This window comes from Acinetobacter sp. YH01009 (assembly GCF_013420765.1).
Classification (GTDB): Bacteria; Pseudomonadota; Gammaproteobacteria; order Pseudomonadales; family Moraxellaceae; genus Acinetobacter; species Acinetobacter amyesii.
On the sequence record NZ_VOYE01000001.1, the window covers coordinates 358359 to 385103 of the forward strand.

Here is a 26745-nt window from a genome sequence, read left to right on the forward strand (position 1 = left end):
TGTTTATTTCGGTGCCCAAGCTGGTTCACGAACTTCACCTTGTTCACTTGGTAAGTTCATGCGGAAACGACCATCTAAAGACATGATCGAGAGCAAACCACGGTTTGCTTCACGTGTTGCATACACGACCATTTGACCATTTGGTGAGAAGCTTGGGGATTCATCTAAACTAGTTGGCGTTAAAATATTGGTTACACCAGAACCAATGTCTTGAACCGCAACTTTATAGTTACTACCGCTAGGACGATGTACCAAAGCTAATTTTTTACCGTCCGCACTTAACGTACCACGTGCATTGAAAGCGCCACGGAAAGTCAAGCGTTTGACACTTTCAGCACTTAAGTTGTAGGTGTAAATTTGTGGAGAGCCACCACGGTCAGAGGTAAAAATAAATGATTTACCGTCAGGTGCATAACGTGCTTCTGTATCAATCGCTGTGTCATTGGTCATGCGTTTTAATTGGCGAGTCTGTAAATCCATTTGATAGATTTCAGGATTGCCATGCATCGATGCGGTAAATAACATTGATTTACCATCAGGTGAGAAGCTTGGTGCACCATTCAGGCCACGGAAACTTGCTACTTTTTCACGGTTACCACTTGCTAAATCTTGGATGTAAATCGCAGGGCGTTTGGTTTCAAATGAAACATAGGCTAGCTTTTTCGCATCAGGCGTCCATGCAGGGGACAAGATTGGATCACGTGAAGTCAAAATGGTACGGGGTTGTTCACCATCCGTATCTGCAATTTGTAGGGTATAGCGCTGATCTGGTGTTGCTGCATTACGCAATACATAGGCAATACGGCCGCTGAAGTCACCTGGAATGCCAGTTAAAGCTTGATAGATTGCATCACTGATCATATGCGCTGCTTGACGATAACGTGAAGCAGGTACAGTGAGTAGTTCATTTAACAGGTATTGTTTTTTTTCAACATCATACAGTTGGTAGTGAATTTCATAAGAGCCATCAGCCGTTGTTTTTGATGTGCCTGTCACGACATAGGGTACGCCCGCAGCTTTCCATGCTTCTGCATTAGGTGAATTTATTGTTGCAGTTGCAGGTAAGTTTTTAGAGGCACTGGTAAATTTACCTGAGCGGTTCAAGTCATTTTCAACCACTGGATAAATATTTGAGTCATTACTAAAAGGCACGATCGCAATTTTAGGTGCTTCTTCAGGAGCTTTAGTGATTTCGAGGTGAAGCTGCGCATGCGTTTGAGTCACTAAAACTGGGCTCAAAGCAGTGAATACGGCTAAGCAAAGAAGATGTTTACGCGTCATTTCCATCATTCGCTAATTACTCTAAAAATGTGAGTTATTGTCTGTATTTGGTTGTGTCACATAATGGCATGATTTTGGGATATTGAAAGCACAACATTATGATTAATCTGTTATTCGTCTGTGAATTCGTGTCTAAATGTTTGCCTATTTTGATGATGCTTAATTATAAAAATATAAGGTTCTGCTGAACTGATGTCCTTATTTAGATAGAAAGGGCATAGAGATAATGCGAGATTCAAGTCGAGCATCTTGATTTTCTGGTAAATCAAAAGGGGCTGAGCTAAGGATGGCTTTTTCAATACTCTTTTTAAATGCACGATTTGGCGCACCAAGAATCACTATCGATTGAATTGAACCAAATGATGTCAGTGTAATTTGAGCATTGGCTTTTTGCCCAGTTGATTCTGCTGGCGCTTGCCAGTTGCTAAGGATAGTTTGCTGTATTATTTTCTTTGTATTAGATGCAATTTTTTTTGCTTCAGCTTTTTTAGCCGCATCTGCTTCAGCTTGCCGTTTCGCTTCAGCAATTTTATGTTCTAGTTGAAGCTTATCTTGTTCAGAATATGACTTCGTCTTAGCCGCTGTTGCGTTCGAGGAACGCTCTGCTATTTTCTCAGGTTGAATCTTGTCAGCCGTTTGAATGCTGGTAGGGGTTGCAAAGGTTAATGATGAGCCTGCGATTACAGAAAATAGAAACGAAAATTTAAAGAAATGCATCATTTTAGCTTAATCCAATTGGAAGATTAGAGATTTTGATCAATAGAAAAATCCCCGCAATCAATGCAAGGATTTATCAAACTTAATTTGAAGATCTAAATGTAGAGGTAAAACTTTGTGCTTCACGTCTAGCATCTGGGTCGCTAGGCATCGGATATGGTGCAGCAGCACGAACTGCAGCCTCAATACTGGCTTTCATATCAGGATCACTGGAGCTTACGATGACTGCTTGGACAGCACCTGTTTTAGATAAAATCACGCGAGCAATGGCCGTTTTACCGCTAGAGCCAGGTGGTGTATCCCAAGCACGTTTGATTTTATGTTCAAAATCACGTTTAGCTGTTGAAGCGATTTTCTTGGCTTCCGCTTTTTTCTTTGCATCTTCTTCATTTAGAGCATGTGAAATGGGTTTAAGAGGCTTTTTTACGTCCTGGACTGATTTCTCAGGTTGAGTTGTTTTAGCATGATCCATCAGCAAAGCATTAAATTGTTCAGGTGGAATATGGTCAGGCGTTGCCGAAGAGGGGATATAAATTGACCGACTTTGAGCAATTGTTTGGCTGCAAATAAGTAAGAGTGTAGAAAATAAAAAAAGTGGTTTCATCTTTTATGATTCTTTATAGAAGTAAATGAAAAATCCCCACAAGGTTTGCAGGGATTTAAAAATTAACGTGATGACTTGAAGGTGGACGTAAACCTTTGAGCTTCACGTTTTGCATCTGGGTCACTCGGCATTGGGTATGGTGCAGCAGCTCGAACAGCAGCCTCAATACTGGCTTTCATATCAGGGTCACTAGAGTTCACAATCACTGACTGAACTGAACCACTTTCCGTAAGGGTAACGCGAGCAGTTGCCGATTTACCCGCAGAGTCAAAAGGTGTATCCCATGCACGGCGGATTTTGTTTTCAAAATCACGTTTAGCAGTTGAGGCAATTTTCTTCGCTTCAGCCTTTTTCTGTGCGGCTTCTTCAGCTGCTTTTTTAGCTGATGAAGCTTTGGCTTCTTCGGCTGCACGTTCGCGTGCTTCGGCATCGGCTTTTGCCTTTGCATCTGCCTTGGCTTTTGCATCGGCATCTGCTTTACGTTTTGCAACTTCTGCATTGGCCTTGGCTTTCGCATCAGCATCTGCTTTACGTTTTGCAGCTTCCGCATTGGCCTTAGCTTTGGCATCAGCATCTGCTTTACGTTTTGCAGCTTCCGCATTGACTTTAGCTTTTGCATCGGCATCTGCTTTACGTTTTGCAGCTTCTGCATTGGCCTTAGCTTTGGCATCAGCATCTGCTTTACGTTTTGCAGCTTCTGCATTGGCCTTGGCTTTCGCATCAGCATCTGCTTTACGTTTTGCAGCTTCCGCATTGGCTTTAGCTTTCGCGTCTGCATCTGCTTTACGTTTTGCAGCATCCGCATTGGCCTTGGCTTTTGCATCTGCATTGGCTTTTGCCGTTGCTGCAGCTTTGGCTTTGTCAGCTTCTGCTTTTCTTAAAGCATCGGCACGGATTTTTTCAGCCTTGGCTTTGGCATCAGCATCTGCTTTACGTTTTGCTGCTTCAGCATTGGCTTTCGCCGTAGCATCTGCTTTTGCCTTAGCCGCATCCGCTTTAGCTTCTTGTTGTGCTTTTAGTTTTGCAGCTTCAGCCGCTTTAGCTTGTTCTTGAGCACGCTTTGCATTGTCCGCAGCTTTTTGTTCAGCAAGCTGCTGTGCTTTTGCCGCAGCGAGTGCCTGTTGAGCAGCAACCTGTGGATCTGCCTTAGGTGGTTCTGCTGGTTTAGGTGGTGCAGCCGTTGGAATCTCGGGTGCTGGTTCAACGCTAGGTTCTGCTGTTTGCGTGATTTGTTCAGCTACATTTTCATGCGCGGTTTCATCAAACTCTGTGACTTCACGAGTTACAGGTTTCAAATCTTCCGGTTTTACCAAAACAGTGGTTATTTTTTTAGGGGGCTCAGGTGGTTTACTCATGCCAAGATAAAGTAAGCCAACCACAGCGACGATATGAACACCTAGTGTGAAACCAATCGCAACGGCTTTTTGTTTAAAAGGCGGCTTGTTGAAATCTTTCATAAATTATTTTAATGGCTCAGTCAGTAAACCTACTTGTGTTAAACCTGCATCTTGAAGGGCAGACATGAGTTTCATGACTTCACCATAAGGACGAGATTCACTGCCGTTAATCAGGACACTCATTTGCTTTTTCTGTTCGTTCGCTTCATTTTGTGAAGCAGTTAAAACAGATTTTAGTTCATCAAGTGTGAGTACATCATTCTGATGATTTTTATCTTCGAGTTTGATCGTTCCATCCGCCTCAAGTGTAACAATCGCAGGGCGATCTTCCGCTTGCATAGGCGTGCCATTTGCCTGTGGTAAATCGACTTTGACACCTGTGGTGATCATAGGTGCCGTGACCATGAAAATCACCAAAAGAACTAACATGACATCAATATAAGGTACGACGTTCATGTCACTTTTAAATGGTTTTTTGATGCGCTCAAAGCGTCCAGAACGTTGAATAGCCATTAGTCATTGTCCTGAGTTGAACCTACAGACTGGCGTTGTAATAACGCAACCATTTCTTCGGCAAAAAGCGCACGATCATTATAAACGGCTTCACCTTTGGCTGTGAAATGGTTAAATGCAAGTACAGCAGGAATTGCCGCAAAAAGACCAATGGCCGTTGCAATCAATGCTTCTGCAATACCCGGAGCAACCGTAGCAAGGGTGACTTGGTCAATATCTGCCAAACCAATAAAAGCGTTCATAATGCCCCAAACGGTACCGAATAAACCAACATAGGGTGCAACCGATCCAATACTCGCAAGCGCGCCTAAACCATTTTCTAAATGTCCTTGGTCACGGCTTAAACCCACACGAAGAATACGTTCTGTACCTTCAATGGATTGTTCTGCGCTGGCATTACGCTTTTTAAGTTTGAAAAACTCGCCTAAACCTTGATAGAAGACATCTTCAAGGCCAACACGTTTCGAGTTGAGCTGAGCATTGTTGTATAAAGTGTTGAGTTCGGCGCCAGACCAAAAGATTTTTTGGAAATGTTCATCATCGGCCTGCGCTTTTTTATAACTCATGTGTAACTTGGCAATCAGATACCAACTGAATAACGAAGCTAAGAGCAGCAGGAGCATTACCAGTTGTACGACAGGACTTGCTTGTAAGATGAGGTCTGAAACTTTGAGTGTTGATTCTAGTTGAGTTGCCATAGTTACTACATGTGCCAAATAATTTTTTTAATCTTGTTCCAATTCTTTCAGAATCAGTTCACGTATTTCATCAGGAAGGCGACGGGGTCTCATCTCTGCACTGATACATGCCAATTCTACCTCACCTGATGCCAGCATAATATCACCACGATAAATATTTTGTTGCAACACAAATGACGTAGCCTTACACGAAACTACACTTGCTGTAACAGTAATTAGGTCATCCATTAATATAGGACGTGAATATTTCACATTAATTTTATGAACGACAAAGTTGTAATCTTTTTGATGCCAATAATGGTCTACACCTGAAGCGCGCAGCCATTCTGTGCGGGTACGTTCCATAAAGCGAATATGATTTGCGTGGTAAACAATGCCACCTGCATCTGTATCTTCAATATATACACGAATGTTGAATTCGAATTTATTCGCCATGAGAGTGTTCCGTCTTTATAAAATCTGAAAAATATTGGTCTGCACTTCAGCAAAGAATTAGAGCATTTAAAAATGGCGATAATTCAATGATTCGTCAAGTGCTTCAATGACGGGCAGTTTAGCACCGTGAGTCATCAGTCCAATGGCACAAGGTTTCAACTCACGTAAATCTTTAACTTTCGTAGTTGTAATTATTGGTTAAAAAAGAGACTGCTTTTAATTTATTTGTTCATCTAATTTAAATTTTGCATCGACAAAATCCTGTAGATGAGCTGCTAAATATCCCGCAATATGAAAGTGAGTTTCTTCCATTTTCTTTTTCTGTTGCTTTGGGAGTAATGCCTTTAAAGATTCATACATATACGTTAAGCAGCAAAAGCCAAGGCCAATAACTAACATAAGTAAAAGTTTATTAGCTAGATCTATCCAGAAAAACACATAAACGAGTATGACTAAAGCAAAGAATGAGAGGCTGAAATAAAATGTATTAATTTTTGCTGGCTTAAAGTTTTCCTTGACCAAAGCTTGTACGTCGTCGTGATAGTACGTCCCAATAAAAATGAGGGCAGAAGTATAGTTGAAGCTCAGGTTTTTTATATGATATGCAGAAGGCGATTGTTTAATAGTTAAGATATTATCTTCACTTACTTCTATGGTTTCTTTGCTAAGAATGTTTTCACATTCGACAGTGATAAAATAATTGTATTCGGTGTGGAATAAGCTTTCAAAATCACTCATTTGTTTAGGGCTAAATGAACTGATGGGTTGTTCTCTGGGAATGTTTTCAATGGCACTGTCTAATGGAAGGTTTTGAATGTATTCGCTATTAATTTTGTTAATTATTCTATTCTCAAGATTTATCATTTTAGTTTGCTGTTTGTAGTGGATTGAATTTATTTAAAAATTTAAATAAACATTCAGGGAGAATTTAACTCCCCGAAGTCGTTCAGTGAATAATCGTCTATTTATCTTTCGGCTCTGGTGGTGTCATACCAAACTGTAAATAAGCCATATTGGTGGCAATACGTCCACGCGCAGTACGCATGACATAGCCTTGCTGAATGAGGTAGGGCTCGATTACATCTTCTAGCGTCCCTGAGTCTTCTGCCATAGCAGCAGCTAGAGCTTCTACACCTGCAGGGCCACCATCAAAACGCTCTAGTAGCATTGATAAATAACGGCGGTCTAGCGTATCTAAACCATCTTTATCGACATTTAGCATGTCCAAAGCACGTTGAGCCATCTCTTGGGTTACTTCACCTGTGCCTTTGACTTGCGCATAATCACGGACCCGGCGTAATAAACGGTTTGCAATACGAGGTGTCCCACGAGCACGGCGTGCAACTTCTTGAGCACCTTCGGCGGTCATGGGCACATCCATCAAGTTGGCAGAACGAGTCACAATATGCGTTAAGTCTTTGACAGAATAGAACTCTAAACGTTGTACGATACCGAAACGGTCACGTAAAGGAGAGGTCAGTAGGCCTGCACGAGTCGTCGCTGCAACAAGAGTGAAGGGTGGTAAATCCAGTTTGATCGAACGGGCAGCAGGGCCTTCACCAATCATGATGTCGAGTTGGTAATCCTCCATCGCTGGATAGAGAATTTCCTCGATGACCGGTGAAAGACGATGGATCTCATCAATAAATAAAACATCACCTTCTTCGAGGTTGGTTAGCATTGCAGCCAAATCGCCTGCACGCTCAAGGACGGGGCCTGATGTTGATTTTAAGTTGCCGCCCATTTCACGGGCAATAATATTGGCCAGTGTGGTTTTTCCTAAACCCGGTGGGCCAAAAATTAAGGTGTGATCGAGTGCTTCTTCACGGCCACGCGCAGCACCGATAAAGATTTCCATTTGTTCACGGACGACAGGTTGCCCGATGTAGTCATCAAGGGAAGTTGGGCGAATGGCGCGGTCGAAGTGGTCTTCGGGTTTTTCTGAACCACTGATAAGACGGTCTTGCATAATTATTTAACTAATCTCTATATCGTTGTAGAAGAATCACAGCCTCAAAAAGCGATTGAATTTTAAATGCCATTGTATAGGCGATTCTCACTTTTGACTGGGCAAAAGTGACAAAACCCATTTGTTAAACTGATGCTACGTCCTTGTAGCACAGTTTAACGGCGACATCCTTGTCGCCTGCGTGATTCACATACTGTCTATAGCTCTAAAAGGCAAAGGATACAGTGCTCATTAGAAACTAAAATTATTTATTCATCGACTTTAATGCAGCACGGATAATGTCGCTGGCTTCAGTATAATCAGCTTTGACGGCATTAATTAGTTTTTGTGCTTCAGCAGGTTTATAACCTAAAGACTGTAAGGCCGCTTCAGCTTCGGCTACGGCAGAGTTGCCCGTAAATTGAATTTGTTCAACAGTTGAATTGGTTGGTGCCGTGCCTGAAGCCATTGCTTTAAAGCGATCACGTAACTCAATCATGAGGCGTTCAGCGGTCTTTTTGCCTACACCCGGAACTTTGACTAAAGTGTTTACATCTTCATGTTCAACCGTGTGAATCAGCATTTCAACACTTAATGTTGATAAAATGCCCAGTGCCATTTTAGGGCCTACGCCGTTAACTTTTAACAGTGTGCGGAAGATCAGTTTTTCTTGAGCATTGCTAAATCCATACAGCAGTTGTGCATCTTCACGTACAGCCAGATGTGTCCACAAGGTAATTTTTTGACCTTTCTGTAGTTGGCAAAATGTTGAAAGTGGGGTGTCAATTTCATAGCCCACACCATTTACATTGAGTAATACCGTTGGTGCTTCCAATGCCAGCACTTCGCCAATTAAACATCCGATCATGTCATTTATTCACTTTATTTCAGTTTAGTCTGAGCTATTTGCTCAATTTCAATTTGTTGCGAGATTAGCGTGAAGGCCAGCGAATTACTAGCCTTCACATTTTTTCAGCTTTAAAAGAAACCAACTTTATTGCCTTGAAGTTCCTGTGCAAGGTTATAAGCCTGATGGTCTGAAAATTTAGAGATAATATCCAATACTTGCATGATGTTTTCATAATGCAACGGCCCAAAATGTGCCCCCGAACGGTGGAGAATGGACATCAGTCGCTGTTCTTTAAAACTCAAGGTTTTATTTGGCGTAGTTAGAGGAATAAATGCATCTAAAATATTTTGTAGACTTTGATGCGCAATAATCTCTAAGCCGGCTTTTTGTGGATGTTCAAAAATTTTATCGCGAGCTAATTCTTTTGCTCGGTTAATTCCACGCTCAATATCTTCACTGCAATATTGCAATAAACTGCCTTTGAGTTGACCTGACAAAATATCATGATGATGACGGGCAAAGGCAGTCGTGACTTCTTCGACTAGACGTTTCATCACACGACCTCGTAATGCGGCAATTTTTTGTTGCCAAGTGGTATCAGTCATAGCCAATTCGGCAGGTATGCCATAGTCACCGACCAAATCAAGGAAAATGGGCTCAACTTCGTTATAGTTCAACATGTTGAGGATAATGCCATCTTCAAGGTCAATTAAGGCATAACAAATATCATCTGCGGCTTCAAGCAAATAAGTCAAAGGATGACGACAGTAGTGATATTCGCCCAGTTGAATTAAACCCAATTGTTCTGCAATTTGCTGCAAGATTTCTTTTTCTGCTTGATAACAACCAAACTTTGCTCGTTGGCTTGCAGGTTTATTGCCTTGCGATGCAATAGTTTTGGATAGCCACGGGTATTTTAAATATGCACCTAAAGTTGCATAGGTTAAACGCATACCACCATCATTCGGGTGATAGTCAATTTTAGTCAGTAAACGTAAGCCTTGTGCATTACCTTCAAACTGACGCACATCGGCTTCTTCTTCAGGGCTTAAGTCCTGTAAAAAGTTGGTATGCGATGCGTCATCAAACCATTCTCGAATGGCATATTCGCCTGCATGGCCAAAAGGTGGATTACCAATATCGTGTGCCAAGCACGCAGCTTGAATAATTGCACCGACATCGGCAGGTGAAATCCACATCGGGAGTTCATCTTTAATTTTTTCAGCCGCCAGCATCCCCAATGAACGTCCAATACAAGACACTTCTAAAGAGTGCGTCAGGCGAGTATGAATGCCATCGTGTTGGGTGAGGGGATGGACTTGGGTCTTGCGATTAAGCTGTCGAAAACTCTGCGAAAATATAATGCGGTCATAGTCTTTATGAAAAGGGCTACGTGCCTGTTCAGAACTGTGTTTATTGCTACCAATACGAACTGTAGAAAGAAGTTCAAGCCAACGCATTTGAGTCATTTATCATTATTCATTTATTACTTGAATTGAATAATGCCAAACTTAGTTGAAAATCACTAGTCTGGGGCGACACAACTTGTCTTAAAAGATGTATGAGTGATTTGCCTTAATGAAATGCAAAACAAAACAGAAATTTAAAAATGGGCTGTTAGTATAGATGGGCAAATTTTACCTTTTATCCCATTTTTTAATTTTCAATGAGAATAATTTAAATGTATAGAAAGCAATTTCTTCCTACTTTGACTGCACTAAGTTTGGGCGTGACATTTTTTTGTCAGGTTGTACAAGTTTCAATACAGAAAAAAATATAACGAAAGTGCAGCCAAACCAAAATGTTGCTGCATCAGAAAATAGCATGATGCATCATTTAGAAACATTTGAAGAAATTGCGGAACAAAATGGTGGCAATCGTGCAGTAGGTACAGCAGGTGGATTGGCTTCTGCACAATATATTCTTGAACAAGCCAAGAAAGCAGGCTTGCACGCGCAAATGTTGCCATTTGAAAATCGAGAAAAGACCGTTGGGCAAAATATTGTGATTGAGATTGAAGGGCAATTCAAAGATACCGCTGTGATTGTCGGCGCGCACTATGATTCGGTGAAAATGGGGCCTGGGATTAATGATAATGCTTCAGGCGTTGCAGTATTGTTAGCATTATTACAAGACTATGCGAAGCAAAAGGTAAAACCTAAACACACACTATATCTTGCCTTTTGGGATTCGGAAGAGGTTGGTATTGCAGGTTCACAAGCTTTTGTGAAATCACTCAGTGAGAAACAGCTTCAAGGCATTCAAGCCTATATCAATGTTGATATGGTGGGAACAAAGAATCCGAATATCATGATTGCCGATGGTGACCATTCATCAATTGCAGAAATGGAGGCACAGTTTAAAGCCAATGGACTTATACAAAGTGATTATCAGCCAATCTTAGACAGCATGAGTCAATTACCTAAGCACCCGCAGGATGCTGCATTAGAACAAAGTATGCGTCAATATTTTAAAACCAATAATATGCAGATTAAAGATGATGTAACGACTTTAACAGCAAGCGATACTTTGCCATTTTTAGGGAAAGTTCCCGTTACTTCACTAATTTTATTTAATGAGCAAATGAAAGGTGATGAACTCGAATTTGCACCGTGCTATCACAAGGCTTGCGATACGATTGATGGTGTAGATGTAAACTCACTGAACTTAGCCCTCAATGTAATTCAACATCTATTGTCAGATTTGAATAAATAAAATGTTTCAATTTCAAATGTGAAATGATTTTAGTCTTTTATGAATTTCAGGTTTAAATCTCACACATTTAGACCTGAAAATCATTTTCAAATATGGTTTTAAAGCTTGATTAAAAAGTGAGTTGTTGTTGAAAAATAAAACATTTTTATAGTTTGAATATTATTCTTAGGATGAAATGAAAAAATCAGATAATTTTGTGTTAATCTGTGCGACTAAATTCAATTTTATTATTTAAAAATAAAAGCATTATTGCCTAAACTTCCCGATATAAGCACTACAATTTCACTTTCACATCTAGCTGATTTAACTAATACACAGTAGAATATGCGCTCTCTCAAGTCACATTGTGGCATGGTCTTTTCGATCATCCCGTGGAGCCAAAATCAGCATGTTTATCGTTGCCGGTGCACCTGCACATTCTTCATTTAAGAAAACTCAACTATTATCACGTTTAACGTCAATTAGTTCTGTTCAATCAATTGAAAGTCAATGGGTTTACCTTTTTGACCAAGCGCTCAACGAGCAACAACAGCAATCCGCTTTACAGCTTCTCAACGATGGTCAATCTTTTGAATTGCACCAAGCAGCAAGTGACGAAGTCCAAATTTTAGTGACGCCACGTGTTGGAACCATCTCTCCGTGGTCGTCTAAGGCAACAGACATTTTTGCCAACTGTAATACACCGGTTCATCGCCTTGAACGCGGTGTTTTGTTTACTTTGAAGGGTGTAAATGCTGTTTCTGATGAAGTAAAACTAGCATTACATGATCGCATGACTGAAAGCGTTTTCAATGCTATTGAAGATGCTGCGGCACTTTTCTCTGAAACTGAACCAAAGCCTTTAAACTCAATTGATATTTTGGGTCAAGGTAAAGAAGCGTTGGTGAAAGCTAACTCTGAATTTGGTTTTGCGCTTTCTGATGAAGAAATCGATTATTTAACCGATGCATTCACAAAAATGGGTCGCAACCCGCATGACATCGAATTGATGATGTTTGCTCAAGCAAACTCTGAACACTGCCGTCATAAAATCTTTGGTTCAGAATGGACAATTGATGGTGAAGTTCAACCATTGTCATTGTTCCAAATGATTAAAAACACCTATAAAGAATCACCTACAGATGTATTGTCGGCATATAAAGACAACGCTTCTGTAATTGTTGGTTTTGACACACAGCGTTTTTATCCAAAACTAGATGCTGAAACAGGTCACCATGTTTATAAGTATAAGAGCCAAGCCGCTCACATCTTGATGAAAGTGGAAACACATAATCATCCGACAGCGATTGCACCATTTGCTGGTGCAGCAACAGGTTCGGGCGGTGAAATCCGTGACGAAGGCGCAACAGGTCGTGGTGGTAAGCCAAAAGCAGGTTTAACAGGTTTTACCGTATCTAACTTGAACATTCCAGGCTTTGAACAGCCATGGGAAGAAAACTACGGCAAACCATCTCGTATGGCATCTCCACTTCAAATTATGATTGAAGGCCCATTGGGTGGTGCAGCGTTTAACAATGAATTTGGTCGTCCTGCGTTAAATGGTTACTTCCGTACATTTGAACAAAATGTCAATGGCGATGTAAAAGGCTTCCATAAGCCAATTATGATTGCCGGTGGTTACGGTAACATCCGTCCTGACCATGTAGAAAAAGATGCGATTCAACCAGGCGATTTACTGATCGTACTAGGTGGTCCTGCAATGCTGATTGGTTTAGGCGGCGGAGCAGCGTCTTCTGTAGACAGCGGTAAGTTGGGTGAAAACCTAGACTTCGCATCTGTACAGCGTGAAAACCCAGAAATGGAACGCCGTTGCCAAGAAGTCATCGATGCTTGCTGGCGCATGGAAGATCATAACCCAATCGTGTCTGTACATGACGTAGGCGCAGGCGGTATCTCAAATGCAATGCCTGAACTTGTGAACGATCACGAGTTAGGTGCGGTACTTGATCTGCGTAAAATTCCATCGCTTGAAAAAGGCATGTCTCCGATGGAGATCTGGTCGAATGAAGCGCAAGAACGTTATGTTTTGGCGATCCGTCCATCATCTTTAGAACTCTTTGAATCACTGTGTGCACGTGAGCGTTGTCCGTTTGCGGTATTGGGTGAAGCGACTGAAGCGCGCCATTTAACCGTTGAAGATCCATTGTTTGAAAACAAAGCTGTGGATATGCCAATGCAAGTGATGCTTGGCGGTACACCACGCATGAGCCGTTCATACGAAACGATTGAACGTAAAGGCGATGACTTCACTGCTGAAACTGTAACAGATTTGAAAGATGCGATTTACCGCGTTCTTAAGAATCCAACTGTTGCATCTAAATCGTTCCTCATCACCATTGGTGACCGTTCGATTACAGGTATGGTTGCACGTGATCAGTTCGTCGGTAAGTGGCAAGTGCCTGTAGCGGATGCTGCAGTAACAACGACTAGCCTTGTTGGTTATACAGGTGAAGCGATGGCAATGGGTGAGCGTCCACCAGTTGCGTTGTTGAATCCTGCTGCTTCTGCACGTTTATCTGTAGCAGAATCAATTTCAAACATCATGTCTGCAAAAATCGACCAGATCAGCGACATTAAATTGTCTGCAAACTGGATGGCTGCTGCAGGTCAACAAGGTGAAGACCAAGCGCTATTCGAAGGCGTTAAAGCCATCGGTATGGAAATGTGTCCTGCACTAGGTATCGCAATTCCAGTAGGTAAAGACTCATTGTCTATGCGTACCACTTGGAATGACGAAGGCGAAGACAAATCTGTCACTTCACCAATGTCAGGCGTGATCACAGCATTTGCACCTGTGACGGATGTTCGCAAAACATTGACACCTGAATTGAAAAATATCGAGTCTGTACTTGTACGTATCGATCTTTCTAAAGGTCAATTCCGTTTAGGCGGTTCAATCCTTGCTCAGGTTTATAAAGCAATTGGTTCTGTAACTCCTGATGTAGACAGCTTCGATGACTTCAAAGCATTCTTTGCATTGGTTCAAGACTGGAACAACCGTGGTCTTATCAAGGCTTACCATGACATCGGTGATGGCGGTCTATTGGCAACTGTTGCAGAAATGATGTTCGCTTCACGCCTAGGTGCAGCGCTTGAAGATCAATCTACTGCAAGCTTGTTTGCAGAAGAAATTGGTGCAGTGCTTCAAATCAGCAAAGCGGATTGGACTGCATTAGAAGCTGAAGTTGCAGCGTCTAGCCTTAAAGATGCAATTGCAGTTGTAGGTACTGTAAATGATACAGATACTTTAATTGTAAATGGTTTGAGCTTAGACCGTGCTGAATTACAGCAAGCATGGACAGAAGTGTCACATCAAATTCAACGTTTACGTGACAACGTAGAAACAGCGGATCAAGAATATGCGTTGATTGCTGACAAATCACATGCAGGTTTAATTGCAAAACCAACATTTGATTTGAACGAGCCAATCGAAGCGCCGTACATCAATGAACGCCGTCCAAACATGGTGATTCTGCGTGAACAAGGTGTAAATGGTCATGTAGAAATGGCTGCTGCATTCGACAAAGTTGGTTTCAACACTGTAGACGTACACATGAGCGACTTGCTTGCTGGCCGTATCAGTCTTGATGACTTTGAAGGTTTGGTAGCGTGTGGCGGTTTCTCTTACGGTGACGTATTGGGCGCAGGCGGCGGTTGGGCTAAATCAGTATTGTTCAATCCTAAACTTCGTGACCAATTTGAGAAATTCTTCAACCGTAATGAAACTTTCTCTCTAGGTATTTGTAACGGCTGTCAAATGCTGTCTCAGCTTGCACCACTCATTCCGGGTGCAGAAGCTTGGCCTCGTTTCCACCGCAATACATCTGAGATGTTTGAAGCGCGTGCAGTTAACGTTCGCGTTGAAAAATCTAATTCTGTATTGTTAGATGGTATGGAAGGTTCGATTCTTCCTATCGCCGTGGCACATGGTGAAGGCCGTGTAGTTGCTAGCGCGGAAAACATTGCGGCATTGAATGCAGGTGATCAAGTGATCTTGCGTTATGTAGATAGCCAAGGTAACCCAACGCAGCATTACCCAATGAACCCGAATGGTTCGCCAGAAGCGATTTCAGGTGTAACGTCTAAAGACGGCCGTGCAACGATTATGATGCCGCACCCTGAGCGTAACTTCCGTGCAATTCAGCATTCTTGGAAACCAGAAGACTGGGATCAAGATGGTGCTTGGTTACGTATGTTCCGTAATGCACGTAAATTTATTGGTTAATCTTAGATAGATGAATCCTAGAAAAGAGCCGCCTTAGGGTGGCTTTTTTTATGGTTAAAATTTACCAAAAGATATATTAATTATTGTGAATGCTTGTTTTTACACATATAATCGCTTTCGTTTTTTAAACCACCTGCGGGTGGTTTTTTGTTGGTTTTAAATTTTTATTTCTCCCACTGAACTTGGTTTAGATTTTGCTTTTATATTTGTGGAAACATGCTAGTGTGTAATTTATGCACAATAACTATGCAAGATTAAAGACTAGCAAGATAAAAGAAAGATGGATAAGTAAACGAGTTCAGTATCAACACTCATGATGAGGTGATGACATGATTAAAATAGTAGAATACTCGGCAGTGGATAAGTCTGCGCTGCGTAAAAAGGGTTGGAAGCTTTTTGGTGCAGTGGTGTGTTTGCAGTTGGTGTTTTTATTTTTGGGTTATGCGTTGCAGATGTAATATTTGAACAATTGAAACCGCCGTGAGGCGGTTTTTTATGTAAACTAATGCATAATTAAAAAACTGCAAAAATTAATAATGAGCTTTAAACAATTTGTATTATTAAAAGATATAAAAATATTTTTACTTTTAGGCTTTATGTTTCCGTCAACATTGTTAAGTGGGTGCTTTCCTATTTTAAAAACGAAGCATCCGAAAATTAATATAACTGTTATCAATGAGCAAAATGAAAAGTTGGACGATGCAGAAGTATTTTTAAATCTTACAACATGGCAAGGCAAGTCTTTTACTGAATCTACATTAAAAAAAACACAGGACGGAATTGCTACATTTTCTGCAGAGAAAAGTTTGCAATTTATTCATATATTTCCAGCAAAATATAGTTGGTCGATTTGCGTTTATAAAAATGGATATAGTCAAAATAGTTTTGTGCCAAAAAGTTCAAATAATCGAACACAAAATTTAGTATTGTTGTTAGATAAAGCTGAATTAGGTGTAGAAAAAAAACAACATTGTTGGAAAGAAAAATCCTAAAATATTGAATTAATAAAACCACCCGAAGGTGGTTTTTGATTAAATAGCCAATTGGATCTGCTTTAACACCGCCTTCAACGTATTTTCATAATCAAAAGCAGCATTAGTACTGTCTTGGTATCGCCAAGCGACATAACCATCTGGACGAACTAAGACAGCGCCTGATTCATGAATTTCAGATTTCGCATTCCATGTACCATAAACGTCACGGTATTCACGAGAACCAACTTGAATAACATCCAAATAAGGCAAATCCAAAGCTTCTGTAGCTTGCTTCCAGCCTTTGCCAAACAAGCCCGTAATTAAGGTAAAACGCCCTTTGCCTGTGATGTCTAAGGTTGAAATTTTTTGGCCTTTGGTATTAATCAACCATGTATGCGGTACTTTAGCACCTGGACGTGTGGTCGCTTGTAAGTACAGTTGTTGATCTTTTTCAAATACTTCAGGTTCAGATTCAACCATCACTGCATTGGACGTATAACGTTGATTTAGCTCTACACCTTGCGCGTTAAACTCCAAGTTTTTAATTTCTAAAGCATGGAACAGTTTTTGACGGATTTCTGCAGCTTGTTCATCTTCTGCAAAAATACGTTGCATCATTTGAGCTTGAGTTGTGATGCCTTGGTCAAAGCCAAATACCTCTTTGAGATGCTTATAGTCAAAGCGAGATTGATTGGCACGCGCCACGATTTGCTTGCCGACAGGCGCACGCTCAGTGGTATAAGATTCAAGTAGAGCAGGAGCAGCCCAACCTTTGATGGCATACGCCAATTTCCAACCGAGGTTAAAGGCATCTTGCATACAGGTATTTGAACCTAAGCCACTTGATGGTGGATGACGATGCACCGCATCACCGCCGCAGAATACACGACCTTTCGAGTATTCAGTTGCCCATGTTTGGTTCACATACCAATAAGACAGTTTTTGAATCTCGACATTTTCAATTTCAGCACCGACAAAGGCATTTAAACGACCACGCAATTGCTCTTCGGTGACTTGTGGTTCACCTTTGGAAATATCAAAGCCCCAACCCATAATCCATTCATTCCACGGTGTAATGGCACGGAGTAAGCCCATGCCCAGATCACCAAAGCTGGCTTCAGGATTGGCAATCCATTGCAAAATGGCAGGGCGGTGTTGCACATATTTGGAAAGATCAGCTTTAAACGTGACATAGACTGTACCTGCGCGAGACATCACCCCTTCAAGTGGTAAATCAAGCTGTTCAAGGACTTTGGATTTTGCCCCATCCATACCGACCAAATATTTGGCACGTAAGCTGAATTCAGTATTTGTAATACGATTTAAAAAGGTTGCTGTTACACCATGCTCATCTTGCACATGGGACAAATATTCAGTATTAAAATTATAAATTGCACCACGTTCAGCCGCATTTTTTACCAACAAAGCTTCCATTTTCGGCTGAATGAGATCGACCAATGGACAAGGACTGCCTTTAATATAATCGCCATGACGTTCATCGCCCGTTCCCCAAGCACTCATGCGGACTATTAGCTAACCAATTAAATTGGGTAAAAAGCTGAACCTGTATGCCGTAATTTGCCAAGGCCAAACCTAAAGTAGAACCTGCAGGCCCTGTGCCAATAATCAGAACATCGGTATCGAATTGCTGTGTCATACAAAACTCCATGTGTATGTGAAGCGCAAACTTGGAATAGTCCGCAGTCTAGGCAAATGGTTTTCCGAGTAGAATGGATATTCATATAAACTATAGATCTATTGGTATTTTGACTGCATGACACAGGTGATGTAGTGAGTGTGTGGAGTGAAGTGAATGGAATTACGACATTTACGTTATTTTGTGACGGTGGCGAAAGAACAGAGTTTCACTAAGGCAGCGGAAAAACTATTTACAGCACAACCATCACTCAGTCAGCAAATTAAAGATTTAGAGCAGGAGGTTGGGGTGCAATTATTTGAACGTTCTGCTCGTAAAGTCTTACTGACCGACGAAGGGCAGGCTTTTCTCAAATATGCCGAGCAAGCAATTCAAAATGCCAAACAAGCTGTAGCTGCAGCTCGCCACGTGGCGCAAGCTAAAAATAACCAAATACATATTGGCTTTTTAAATGTCGCAGAATTGAAAATTATGCCGAGTATTTTGGCGCAATTAAAACAACATATCCCAGATTTAAAAATTCATTTACATAGCTTGACGTGTACAGAGCAAATCCAAAAACTCAAAAATACTGAATTGGATATTAGTTTTACTCGTTATCACTTAAGTCATGACGACTTCACCAATATTCAGGTTTTAAGTGAGCAGATCTATCTAGTCGGTGCAGCGCATCTGCATCCATCAGATCGAATCTTAAAACTTCAAGAGTTAAAAAATCACACCATTATTATGTGTGAACAAAATGCTTCTCCTGTTTTTTACGATACCTTAAATGCCTTGATTCCTTTTGATCAGCAACAACATGATCACATGCTGTGGGTGACCAATGTCATGCAGCATTTAAATTTGATTAATATGGGCATGGGCCTGAGTTTTGTGCCCGAATATTTACTCAAATTTTTAAATGATTCGGTCAAAGTCATTCAAACAGATGTGGAATTACCGAAACTAGGTTTATATGCAACCTATCCGAATGCATCGAATAATGTGGCATTAAAAATGATTTGCAGTGCTTTAAATAATGTGACTGCACAATAGCGTCTGGAATAACCAATGTTAAAACTGATTTATTATGTACCTGAGTCTCACCTAGAGTCGACTAAACTGGCTGTTTTTGAAGCTGGAGCAGGAGGTATCGGAAACTATGAACACTGTGCTTGGCAAGTGTTAGGGACGGGGCAATTTAAACCTGTAAAAGGCGCAAATCCTTTTATTGGTGAGTTGAATCAGCTTGAATCTATCCCTGAATGGCGAGTGGAAACCATCGTGCCTGAAGATAAAGCGAGTGAAGTCGCAAGGGCTTTAAAAGCAAGTCATCCTTATGAAGAGCCAGCATTTGAGTTTATTCAAATGGTGGATGTGAGTTTTTAATTCACAATAAAAGTCCCCTCTCCTTTTAAAGGAGAGGGTTAGGGAGAGGATTTATCAGATTATGCCCCCTCATCCTCTTGCGGAACATGCTCCTCATCCCGAAGAGAGAAGGGACTTACCGATTATTTAAAGTTATGCAGCTAATTGTGGTTGTGACCATTCATTTGAAAGCAATTTATATCTTCTGAATAAACAGCTCACGGTCAAAACGATACTGCGGGAAGAACACACCATCTTTAGCACGTTCACCTGCACCAATCACCATCACTGGGTATTGCTGGGCATTTAATCCTAAAATCTTCTTCACCAAAGGTTCATCAAAACCTTCCATCATACAACTGTCAAAACCATAGGCACGTAAAGCCAAAACTAAGTTTTCACAAGCCAATGCTGTGGTTTTGCTCGCCCAAAGTTTTGCATCTGCTTCATTAAAAGCTGTTACAGGCAATTGTTTATCCAGTGTACGTGCAACTTTGAAAGCAACTTTCTTAAAGTTACCTAGGGCGTTGAAGTAACCAGTTTTATAGTTATAAGGAATAAACTTGTAATACTTCTGTACCGCTGCAGGTGCTTCAGGAAATGGAAATTCCGAAATATTCCGTTTTGCCATTTCATCTACACGGTCGGTACGCGCGACACAGACAATCAATTCAGCAGCAGTTTTTGCAGCTAGTTGCCCTAAGCAAGCTTTCACCAATTGTTTTTTCTTTGCAGGGTTCTGAACGACATAGAATGTCCACGGTTGTAAATTCGATGAATTCGGTGCAAGCAAGGCGAGGTCTAAGCATTCATCTAAAACGTCGTTTGGAATGGCCTTGTCGGTAAACTTACGTACAGAACGACGGCTTTGTACAACTTTTTTAAAATTCTCGATATCGATGCCTTAAGGCGCAGGCTCGTAGTAGCGTTTCTTTTCAGGTTTAGTTTCAGTTTGTGATACTGCAGTCATGTGGAAACATCCAGTTTTTTAATTTAGAAAATAGATTGGGGCTGAGATGAAAAAAACCACCCAAATATGAGTGGTTTTTTAGTTCCATTAAAACATTAATTGAACTGAGAGAAGTCAGGTTTGCGTTTTTGCATAAAGGCGGCAACAGCTTCCATCATTTCTGGAGAGCCTACTCGATCCATGAAAATTTCAGCTTCATGGTCAATCCATGCCACGATTTCATCTACATTATGTTTCATTAATGCTTTTGATTGAACCAAAGATGCTAGTGGAAGTGCAGATAACTGTGCTGCTTTTTTCGCAGCTGTCGCATAAGCATCTTCTTCAATGCTATTGACCAAATTTGCTGAAAGCGCTGTCGCACTGTCAAACTTCTGAGCAGTTAACAGTAATTCCGCCGCTTTATGGTAGCCGGCTTGTTGAACCAATAGCTTGCTCGATGCACCTTCAGGCGATAGACCAAGGCTCACAAACGGAATTTGGAATAGGGCAGTATTGTCGCTGTAGACAAGATCGCAATGAAGCAGAATCGTAACACCAATCCCAATGGCAACGCCGCGAACCGCAGCAATCAGCGGCTTAGAAAATTGAGCAGCAGATTTTAATAAAATGAACGGTGCGCCTTCTGAAGCTGGAGCTTGTCCTTTTTGAGCAGCAGATTTCATAAAATCTTGCATGTCATTGCCCGCACTGAAGTCCGCATCTTGACCACGGAGTACAATTACACGCACTGAAGTATCCTGATCAGCTTCATCTAATGCTTTTGCAATCCACAGATATAATTCTGTATACAGCGCGTTCTTCGCCTGAGGTCGGTTAATGGCTAAGGTCAGTACGCCATTGTCCAAATTCGCATTCAAATGTTCATGGGGTTGTTGAATACAGCTCAGTGTCATCGTACTATCCTTGCGTAAAAGTTTCGTTTTGATTTTATGCTCGACATTATGTCGCATATTTCAGCCTGTGGCACAACTGCTCAGTTCATAAAAAGTTTGATTTGATATGAAATATACATTTGATTATTTGGTTTTCATTGGGCGTTTTCAGCCGTTCCATTTAGCGCATTTGCAAACCATTAAAATAGCTTTGCAACAGAGTCATTATGTGCTTTTGGCGCTTGGTTCGGCGCAAAATGAACGTAATATCAAAAATCCATTTTTAGCGTCAGAACGTGAGCAGATGATCCTGTCAAATTTTTCAGAGCAAGATCAGAAGCGAATCAAGTTTGTGCATGTGATAGATGTATATAACGATGAAAAATGGCAAAAGTTAGTCAAATCTTTGGTGAATGATTTAGTTGAAACGAATGCAAAAGTCGGTTTGATTGGACATTTTAAAGATGATTCTTCTTATTATTTAAAATTCTTCCCCGAATGGGAAATGGTTGAGCTGGATAGTCTAGAAGGGGCGATCTCTGCGACACCGGTACGCGAGGCGTATTATCGTGGTGAAATTCAGCATTATGCTTTTCCTCAAGGTACCGTCGAATTTTTGCAAAAATTTCAACAGACAGACATTTATAAACAACTTCAACACAAATTTATGACTCAGGATAAAACAAATCTGCTATAAAAAAACGCTAAAATTTCTAGCACTACAATGGAGCAAAAAAATAAACGTTGTAGTGATTTTAGGCTGTGTTTTATTCAGGAGAAAAACATGAATTTGCGTCACGGAACGTTAGCAAAATATATGGGAGCCTTCGCTTTATGCTGCGTATTGCCCCTACATGCTGCTGAATGGACGCTAACCCCTAATAGTCAGGTCACTTTTGGTATTAAATCTGTGGGGCTGTCGATTGTTGAAGGGCGCTTTAATAAGGTTCAGTCGAACCTTAAGTTTGATCCTGAAATTCCACATAAAGGTTCAGCTCATTTGGTGTTAGATGTAGATAGCATCAGTTTTAGTAACCCAAGCTTAAAGGGATTAATCTTGGGAAGTGAATATTTTGATGCCGCTGAATTTAAGCAAGTGAAGTTTGTCAGTAAACAAATCGAACCCGTGGCTTATGCGAAATATATGATTCGAGGGGATCTGACCATTCGTGGTATCACTAAACCTGTGATCTTCGATACTACACTTACCCCTAGTCCGCAAAATCCAAAAGTGTTGGATGTTCAATCTTTAGCAACCATTAAGCGTAGTGATTTTGGTATGCGTAAAGCACTCGGTGGAGTTGGTGAGCAAGTACTGATTCAGCTCAAAGGCCAATGGCGGCTTGAATAACCGCAGTCTTACAGGGTTTAACACATATGATCTTTGGCATGTTGCAGCACAACAGCAGTCAATTTTTGTAATTGAACAGATTGTTGGTTCCAATGATGCCAATACAAAGCTAGATCAATACTGAGTTCTGTTGAAAGCTCTATCAATTTTCCCGCTGCTAATAAGTCTTTACTTTGATAGTCGGGTAACCATCCATAGCCCAAGCCCATCGTAATGGCATCAAAAAATGCCGTTGAAGAGGGAATGAAATGATGTGGATATTGTGAAGGGTTGAGTCCGAAATTCTTCTGAATCGATTGTGTATGTAAGTCATCTTTCTCATTAAAAATCAGTGCAGGCGCAGCCCTTAACGCATTTCGCGTCACACCTTGACCGAACCATCTTTGGATAAAATCAGGGGTTGCTACAAAGCGATAATGCATTTCTCCCAGATATTCTGCGACGCAGCCCTTCATGGCTTCTGATTCTGTTGTGACACAGGCATTGACCAAACCGGCTTCTAATAAATGATGTGTTTGTGACTGATTATCGACCTGAAAATGAATCACGATTTTTTCTTCAATTAAGAGATCTTTGAGTAGCGGAAGCAACCATGTCGCAAGTGAGTCAGCATTGGTCGCAATATTGACTTGATAGAAAGCATTCGCCGTTTGTCCTGTTAGATTTTGCAGAAAATTATGTTCTAGTAATTTGCTGTGTTGTAAATAATGTAATAATGATTGGCCCGCGAGTGTTGGGCGGCAGGGTCGTTCACGTACAATGAGTACATGACCTAATTTCTTTTCTAAGGTTTGCAGCCTGAGCGTGACCGCAGATGCCGTAATGTTTAAACGCAGTGCCGCTTGTTCAAAGCTTCCTGTTTCAGCAACTGCAAGAAAAGCTTCGCTATGTTTGCTTTGTAACATGAGTCACCTATGAGCATTAGAAATTTCACAAACTAAGAAAAACTTAGTTATATTGATATTTATTTATAAATACTTATTTTTAGCAATTAGCTTGGATAATAGCAACATTCATTTAAAGCTTTGAAAGTGTAGTTAAAAATGTTGCACAGTTATATGCAAGGGCTCGCAATTGGATTTAGCCTAATTATCGCGATTGGTGCGCAAAATGCGTTTATTCTCAAGCAGGGGTTAAAAAAGCAGTATGTCTTTTGGCTCTGCGCTATTTGTGCTGCTTCTGATTCGATACTCATCTTACTAGGTGTGCTCGGATTCTCCCAATTGGTTGAAAGTCATCCGGAAATTGTCAATGGAGCTAAATATTTGGGCGCAACTTTTTTAGCAGTTTATGGAGCACAGCATTTTCTGCAAGCCTTCAAAACTTCGAGCAGTTTAGCGCCCAGTGAGAAGAATGAAACCAAACTATTGAAGTTGGTACTAATCTGCTTGGCTTTAACATGGTTAAATCCACATGTATATCTTGATACGGTTGTGCTGATTGGGTCTATTTCCACGAAGTTTGAATCGACCGCAGTATATTTTGCGATTGGGGCAATTACAGCTTCATGGGTATTTTTCTTTGTCCTCGGTTTTGGTGCGCGCTATTTATTACCGCTTTTCCAAAGTGCAAAGGCATGGAAAGTTTTAGACTTTATTATTGGCGTTGTGATGTGGGGAATTGCAGCCTCATTATTGCTCTAGTTAGAAGCTTCTTATTAAGTTTGAGCCCATTCCTAAAGGAGCGGGCTCAAATCATTACTGTTATGCTGCTTGTAGTGCTTTTAAATCTTCTAAGACTTGTTCTGCATGGCCTGCAGCTTTGACTTTGCGATATTCTTTTACCAGCTTGCCATGATGGAAAATAAAGGTTGAACGTTCGATGCCCATAACCTTTTTGCCATACATATTTTTTTCTTTAATCACGTCAAAATGCTGACATAGCACTTCTTCTTTATCACTGATTAAATCAATGCTTAGATTTTGCTTTTCAGTGAAGTTTTGATGGGCTTTAACCGAGTCACGAGAAATGCCGTAGATTGGGGTATTAAGCGCATCAAACTGATCTTTTAAGCATGAAAACCCAATGGCTTGCGTCGTACATCCTGGTGTTGAATCTTTAGGATAGAAGTAGACGATCAGCCAGTCATTGTTGACTTCTGCAAGGTTGACTTCACCTGAGGTGGTTGGGAAGGTTTGATTTGGTAAGCTAATTTCAGTCATGAAGATTTCCTTTTTCATGTCTTATCCCTAAACGGGCTTAAACAAAGTATGTGAAATATGACCATCATACAGAATTTACTTTGAACTTAAAGCAATAAAAAAGCCTGCAATTGCAGGCTTTTTTGAGACGAAAAATTATTTTTTCGCTTGAGCTGATTTCATTGCTTCTTCAGTTAAAGTTTTTAATTTACCTGTTAACTGAGGACCGAAACATGCTTGAAGGTCTTTATTTTGTTTTTGAACAAAAGCGAGTGTTGCAGGGCTTTTCTTCTGGTTGATTGTGCTTTGGATTTCCCATTTTTGAGCATTGGTTAAACGACCATCTGCTTCAACAGCACAAGTACAGTATTTGCTAACTTCAGCGGCAGTTAGTTTTTTACCTTTGCCAGTTTCTTCTTTACAAACATTAATTAACGAAGATTTTACGTTAGTGCTCTTATATGCTTGTTGAAGCTTGTCGTTGTCAGCGTGTGCAACTGAAGCAAACAATGCAGCTGCAGAGAAAGCAGCAGAAAGAATAATGTTTGATTTTAAATTTTTCATAAACCCTACCTTGTTATTTCGGTATGTAACGTGTCGGATCTTCAACACCTGCGTCAACGAAACCTTGTTTACGAAGACGGCAGCTATCGCATTTACCGCAAGCACGACCTTGGTCATCTGCTTGATAGCAAGACACCGTTTGACTGTAGTCTACGCCATGTTCTATACCTAAGCGAATGATATTTGCTTTGGATAAATGTAACAGAGGTGTTTCAAATTTAAGTGGTTTTCCTTCAACGCCAACCTTTGTTGCAAGGCGAGCCATGTTGGCAAATGCTTCGATAAACTCTGGACGACAGTCTGGATAGCCTGAGTAATCAACTGCATTAATACCAATGACAATCGCTTCTGCACCAAAAACTTCCGCCGCAGCTAAAGCATATGACAAGAAAATCGTGTTACGCGCTGGTACATAAGTTACAGGAATACCGGCTTGTTCATGATCAGGAACTTCAATGCTATGGTCAGTTAACGCAGAGCCGCCTAAGTTACCTAAGTCGATATTAATGACACGATGTTCTACACCAGCCTGCTTGGTTAACTCACGAGCAGCATCTAGTTCTGTCGTAGAACGTTGACCATACATAAAACTTAAGGCGATACACTCATAACGTGCTTGAGCCCAAGCTAAACAAGTGGTTGAGTCTAAGCCGCCAGACAATAAAACTATGGCACGAGGGCGCATATGCATTACTCCAAATAATTCTTTAAAACTTAACGACCAGTTTCATCGTTCCAAAGCAACTTATGTAATTGCAATTGGAAGCGAACAGGGAGATGGTCTTCTAAAATCCATTGTGCTAAATCACGTGCAAGCTGAGGCAAACGAACAGCACCTTTTTCAACGGCAAAGGCCGGAGAGAACCAAATGGTGCTGACTTTTTCGTTTAGCTTATAGTGCTCAACTTGCTGTTTTGACCATTCATAGTCTTCACGATTACAAATCACAAATTTGATTTGATCATGTGGCGTTAAATGGTCGAAGTTGCTAAGCAAGTTTCGTGCAACTTCACCCGACGTCGGGGTTTTTAAATCCATAACTTTTGAAACACGTGGGTCAACTTTAGACACATCTAAAGCACCACTGGTTTCTAAAGAGACTTCGCAGCCTAAATCGGCCAGACGAGTCATGAGGGGAAGGGCGTTCGGTTGAGCAAGTGGCTCACCACCCGTCACGCAAATATAAGGAGTTTTAAAATCTAAAGTGGTTTGAATAATTTCTTCTAATGATTGGCGTTCACCGCCTTCAAACGAATAGGTTGTATCACAATAAGTGCAACGTAAGGGACAGCCCGTCAAGCGGATAAAGACCGTAGGCAAACCTGCGGTATTGGCTTCACCTTGCAATGAATAAAAAATCTCCGTAATACGTAAACCCGCAGACGGATCAGAAACAGGAATAGCGGAAGATCGAAGGGTACTCATAACAAAATTAACCAGATATAAAAAAACAAAAAATCTCTACGATCATTGCTAACCG

26 protein-coding genes and 2 pseudogenes are annotated in these 26745 nt (G+C 40.9%); 9 read left to right on the plus strand and 19 right to left on the minus strand.

The features are described 5' to 3' along the window. Positions 1 to 3 precede the first annotated feature (3 nt). The 11 genes and pseudogenes from tolB to FTT76_RS01845 all read right to left on the minus strand — a co-directional run bounded on the left by tolB (position 4) and on the right by FTT76_RS01845 (position 9912). Positions 4 to 1287: a Tol-Pal system beta propeller repeat protein TolB gene (tolB, locus tag FTT76_RS01795; RefSeq protein WP_171319182.1), complete on the minus strand. Its 1284-nt coding sequence runs from the start codon at positions 1285 to 1287 to the stop codon at positions 4 to 6. A 192-nt stretch (positions 1288 to 1479) separates the two neighbouring features. Beyond that, a complete protein-coding gene (locus tag FTT76_RS01800) occupies positions 1480 to 2001 on the minus strand; it encodes a TonB C-terminal domain-containing protein (RefSeq protein WP_257224210.1) in 522 nt (173 codons plus the stop codon). Positions 2002 to 2080: 79 nt separating this feature from the next. Next, positions 2081 to 2386, minus strand: a pseudogene (locus tag FTT76_RS01805) (cell envelope integrity protein TolA); the annotation flags it as partial. 278 nt (positions 2387 to 2664) lie between these two features. After that, on the minus strand, positions 2665 to 4059 hold the full coding sequence (tolA, locus tag FTT76_RS01810; protein WP_180189963.1) for a cell envelope integrity protein TolA: 1395 nt from the start codon (positions 4057 to 4059) through the stop codon (positions 2665 to 2667). Positions 4060 to 4062: 3 nt separating this feature from the next. Then, positions 4063 to 4512, minus strand: a complete 450-nt coding sequence (gene tolR, locus FTT76_RS01815; RefSeq protein WP_180007609.1) for a protein TolR — start codon at positions 4510 to 4512, stop codon at positions 4063 to 4065. Beyond that, positions 4512 to 5210 carry a protein TolQ gene (gene tolQ, locus FTT76_RS01820; protein ID WP_180007610.1) on the minus strand — a complete coding sequence of 233 codons (699 nt, stop codon included), beginning with the start codon at positions 5208 to 5210 and terminating at the stop codon, positions 4512 to 4514. The genes tolR and tolQ overlap by 1 nt, the downstream gene beginning before the upstream one ends. 27 nt (positions 5211 to 5237) lie before the next feature. After that, positions 5238 to 5645, minus strand: a complete 408-nt coding sequence (gene ybgC, locus FTT76_RS01825) for a tol-pal system-associated acyl-CoA thioesterase (RefSeq protein WP_067765246.1) — start codon at positions 5643 to 5645, stop codon at positions 5238 to 5240. A 216-nt stretch (positions 5646 to 5861) separates the two neighbouring features. Next, on the minus strand, positions 5862 to 6509 hold the full coding sequence (locus FTT76_RS01830; RefSeq protein WP_180007611.1) for a hypothetical protein: 648 nt from the start codon (positions 6507 to 6509) through the stop codon (positions 5862 to 5864). A 97-nt stretch (positions 6510 to 6606) separates the two neighbouring features. After that, positions 6607 to 7614 carry a Holliday junction branch migration DNA helicase RuvB gene (gene ruvB / locus FTT76_RS01835; protein ID WP_168378058.1) on the minus strand — a complete coding sequence of 336 codons (1008 nt, stop codon included), beginning with the start codon at positions 7612 to 7614 and terminating at the stop codon, positions 6607 to 6609. A gap of 244 nt (positions 7615 to 7858) precedes the next feature. Beyond that, entirely contained in the window at positions 7859 to 8461 is a 603-nt protein-coding gene (gene ruvA, locus FTT76_RS01840; protein ID WP_180007612.1) for a Holliday junction branch migration protein RuvA, read from the minus strand. Positions 8462 to 8571: 110 nt separating this feature from the next. Further along, on the minus strand, positions 8572 to 9912 hold the full coding sequence (locus FTT76_RS01845) for a deoxyguanosinetriphosphate triphosphohydrolase (RefSeq protein ID WP_180007613.1): 1341 nt from the start codon (positions 9910 to 9912) through the stop codon (positions 8572 to 8574). Between the two features lie 355 nt (positions 9913 to 10267). Between FTT76_RS01845 and FTT76_RS01850 the strand changes: the two genes are divergently transcribed. From FTT76_RS01850 to FTT76_RS01860, 4 genes are all read left to right on the plus strand, one after another. Beyond that, positions 10268 to 11158, plus strand: a complete 891-nt coding sequence (locus tag FTT76_RS01850) for a M20/M25/M40 family metallo-hydrolase (RefSeq protein WP_180007614.1) — start codon at positions 10268 to 10270, stop codon at positions 11156 to 11158. Positions 11159 to 11546: 388 nt separating this feature from the next. Next, entirely contained in the window at positions 11547 to 15383 is a 3837-nt protein-coding gene (gene purL / locus FTT76_RS01855; protein WP_180007615.1) for a phosphoribosylformylglycinamidine synthase, read from the plus strand. Between the two features lie 329 nt (positions 15384 to 15712). After that, entirely contained in the window at positions 15713 to 15841 is a 129-nt protein-coding gene (locus FTT76_RS17575) for a KGW motif small protein (RefSeq protein ID WP_257220672.1), read from the plus strand. A 78-nt stretch (positions 15842 to 15919) separates the two neighbouring features. After that, positions 15920 to 16375 carry a hypothetical protein gene (locus tag FTT76_RS01860; RefSeq protein ID WP_180007616.1) on the plus strand — a complete coding sequence of 152 codons (456 nt, stop codon included), beginning with the start codon at positions 15920 to 15922 and terminating at the stop codon, positions 16373 to 16375. 39 nt (positions 16376 to 16414) lie between these two features. Here the strand turns inward: FTT76_RS01860 and FTT76_RS01865 are convergent. Next, positions 16415 to 18014: pseudogene (locus tag FTT76_RS01865) on the minus strand (FAD-dependent monooxygenase). A 156-nt stretch (positions 18015 to 18170) separates the two neighbouring features. Between FTT76_RS01865 and FTT76_RS01870 the strand changes: the two are divergent. Both FTT76_RS01870 and FTT76_RS01875 read left to right on the plus strand, forming a co-directional pair. Then, the gene (locus tag FTT76_RS01870) at positions 18171 to 19052 is read left to right on the plus strand and encodes a LysR family transcriptional regulator (protein WP_180007617.1); all 882 of its coding nucleotides are present in this window, start codon (positions 18171 to 18173) and stop codon (positions 19050 to 19052) included. A gap of 15 nt (positions 19053 to 19067) precedes the next feature. After that, positions 19068 to 19385, plus strand: a complete 318-nt coding sequence (locus FTT76_RS01875) for a YqfO family protein (RefSeq protein ID WP_180007618.1) — start codon at positions 19068 to 19070, stop codon at positions 19383 to 19385. Positions 19386 to 19560: 175 nt separating this feature from the next. Here FTT76_RS01875 and FTT76_RS01880 read toward each other — a convergent pair whose 3' ends face one another. Together FTT76_RS01880 and FTT76_RS01885 are read right to left on the minus strand one after the other, a co-directional pair. Continuing rightward, positions 19561 to 20265, minus strand: coding sequence for a nitroreductase family protein (locus FTT76_RS01880; protein WP_257235013.1), 705 nt, complete (start codon positions 20263 to 20265; stop codon positions 19561 to 19563). A gap of 164 nt (positions 20266 to 20429) precedes the next feature. Further along, positions 20430 to 21230 (minus strand): enoyl-CoA hydratase-related protein, encoded by an 801-nt coding sequence (locus FTT76_RS01885; protein ID WP_078190356.1) that lies wholly within the window; start codon positions 21228 to 21230, stop codon positions 20430 to 20432. 106 nt (positions 21231 to 21336) lie between these two features. On the opposite strand from FTT76_RS01885, the gene FTT76_RS01890 reads away from it, so the two are divergent. Both FTT76_RS01890 and FTT76_RS01895 read left to right on the plus strand, forming a co-directional pair. Continuing rightward, positions 21337 to 21906 carry a nicotinate-nicotinamide nucleotide adenylyltransferase gene (locus tag FTT76_RS01890; RefSeq protein WP_180007619.1) on the plus strand — a complete coding sequence of 190 codons (570 nt, stop codon included), beginning with the start codon at positions 21337 to 21339 and terminating at the stop codon, positions 21904 to 21906. Positions 21907 to 21993: 87 nt separating this feature from the next. Further along, positions 21994 to 22560: a YceI family protein gene (locus FTT76_RS01895; RefSeq protein WP_180007620.1), complete on the plus strand. Its 567-nt coding sequence runs from the start codon at positions 21994 to 21996 to the stop codon at positions 22558 to 22560. Between the two features lie 17 nt (positions 22561 to 22577). Here FTT76_RS01895 and FTT76_RS01900 read toward each other — a convergent pair whose 3' ends face one another. Then, positions 22578 to 23465 (minus strand): LysR family transcriptional regulator ArgP, encoded by an 888-nt coding sequence (locus tag FTT76_RS01900; RefSeq protein WP_180007621.1) that lies wholly within the window; start codon positions 23463 to 23465, stop codon positions 22578 to 22580. A gap of 138 nt (positions 23466 to 23603) precedes the next feature. On the opposite strand from FTT76_RS01900, the gene FTT76_RS01905 reads away from it, so the two are divergent. Further along, positions 23604 to 24203: a LysE/ArgO family amino acid transporter gene (locus FTT76_RS01905; RefSeq protein ID WP_180007622.1), complete on the plus strand. Its 600-nt coding sequence runs from the start codon at positions 23604 to 23606 to the stop codon at positions 24201 to 24203. Between the two features lie 60 nt (positions 24204 to 24263). On the opposite strand, the gene FTT76_RS01910 is transcribed toward FTT76_RS01905, so the two are convergent. From FTT76_RS01910 to queE, 4 genes are all read right to left on the minus strand, one after another. Beyond that, positions 24264 to 24722 carry a peroxiredoxin gene (locus FTT76_RS01910; RefSeq protein WP_180007697.1) on the minus strand — a complete coding sequence of 153 codons (459 nt, stop codon included), beginning with the start codon at positions 24720 to 24722 and terminating at the stop codon, positions 24264 to 24266. Positions 24723 to 24857: 135 nt separating this feature from the next. Further along, on the minus strand, positions 24858 to 25265 hold the full coding sequence (locus tag FTT76_RS01915; RefSeq protein WP_078190350.1) for a hypothetical protein: 408 nt from the start codon (positions 25263 to 25265) through the stop codon (positions 24858 to 24860). Positions 25266 to 25278: 13 nt separating this feature from the next. Then, positions 25279 to 25950: a 7-cyano-7-deazaguanine synthase QueC gene (gene queC, locus FTT76_RS01920; protein WP_078190349.1), complete on the minus strand. Its 672-nt coding sequence runs from the start codon at positions 25948 to 25950 to the stop codon at positions 25279 to 25281. 29 nt (positions 25951 to 25979) lie between these two features. Next, complete coding sequence (gene queE / locus FTT76_RS01925; protein ID WP_180007623.1) at positions 25980 to 26690, minus strand: 7-carboxy-7-deazaguanine synthase QueE; 711 nt, start codon at positions 26688 to 26690, stop codon at positions 25980 to 25982. Positions 26691 to 26745 lie beyond the last annotated feature (55 nt).